The organism is Streptosporangium sp. NPDC051023 (assembly GCF_040689595.1).
In the GTDB taxonomy this organism is placed as follows: domain Bacteria; phylum Actinomycetota; class Actinomycetes; order Streptosporangiales; family Streptosporangiaceae; genus Streptosporangium.
This window is the reverse complement of the sequence record NZ_JBFBCE010000264.1, coordinates 1-1,155: the sequence shown is the minus strand read 5'-3', so window position 1 is coordinate 1,155 and position 1,155 is coordinate 1. Positions and strand designations below refer to the sequence as shown.

The window sequence follows — 1,155 nt, the reverse complement described above, 5'->3', positions numbered from 1 at the left end:
GGCGCAGCTGGTAGCGCGCCTCCATGGCATGGAGGAGGTCTGGGGTTCGAATCCCCATAGCTCCACTCCAGGGTCGTTCTCAAAACGGCCTGAGGGACGTTGACGAGATCCCGTCCGATCGGCTTGATCGGACGGGATCTCGTCATTTTCCCGATCGGGCACCCTCTTTTCCGCGCAGCCGAGCTCGCGGGCGATCTGCGGCACCCGCGACCCGCAGGGCCCCGACGGTACGCCTGATCTCACCACCAAAAGGAAACGAGGCACCAGGCTGAATCAGCTGTTCGGGAAGAGTTCGTGGAGGAGAGTGTGGCCCGGCATGGTCTGGGCCGGACGCACGCCTACGGCGAACATCTCCGGGTCGTCGAACACTGGTTCTCCGCTGGGGCGGCGTGTGTACGGGACGCGCCCGTAATCCACGCCGTCGCTTTCATGGAAACTCATCCAGGTGATTGTTTCCTGTTCCCCTTCGCGTAGAGGGTGGTTGGATACGGCCCGGCTGTAGACGGTTTCAGGTGTGGTGACCCATATCAAAGGGACGGCGAAGACCCATCGCGTCGCCTGGATTTCCTGTGCTTTGGCGGCTGCCCGCGTCTCGAACGAGGTGGCGGACCGTGGATCGCGGAGGTAGTCGTAGTCGCTGAGCACGAGCCTGCGCTCCCCTTTGAGAGCGACGATCGCGGGGCAGTCGCGGGCGACGATGTTCTTTTGGAGACGCTCGACCACATCGAAGAGCAGTGCGGCCATCTCGTCGTTCATCGTGTCCTCCGAAGCTTGCGGTCCCCATGTCTCGCCGTGGCGCGGAACCCCCTCGGAGAGCTGGGCAGACTGTCTTGGCCGGGATGTGCCGGTCGAGGAACTCTCCGGGGCCTGGACGGCGTTCCGGCCGAGGTCACCGACATCGGCGCACGCCATGCGGTGCATGTCGCGTTCGGCGCGTGCGGCTCCCCGTACGGCCTGGTCGTGGTGAGTGAAGGTGCTGCCGGACCCACGCCGGAGGAGGACCGTTTTCCTTCCGGCGCGGGTCCGACACCCGCGGGTCGCGCAGGGGAACCGTCAGACTTCTTCGACGCTGCTCGGCTCGCGCCGAGACAGGTCGATGCCGAGCTCCTCCGCGGCGCGGAAGACGTCCTCGTCGGTGTCGCGCATCTCGATGGA

At 65.5% G+C, this 1,155-nt stretch carries 1 protein-coding gene; it reads right to left on the bottom strand.

Going from position 1 to position 1,155, the window contains the following annotated elements:
• Positions 1-273 precede the first annotated feature (273 nt).
• Positions 274-756, bottom strand: coding sequence for a hypothetical protein (locus tag AB0395_RS48575; RefSeq protein WP_366295176.1), 483 nt, complete (start codon positions 754-756; stop codon positions 274-276).
• Between the last annotated feature and the right edge of the window lie 399 nt (positions 757-1,155).

Bases quoted from the DNA above. Each gene is read 5' to 3' on its own strand.
- AB0395_RS48575 (WP_366295176.1), bottom strand. From the start codon at position 756: ATGAACGACGAGATGGCCGCACTGCTCTTCGATGTGGTCGAGCGTCTC.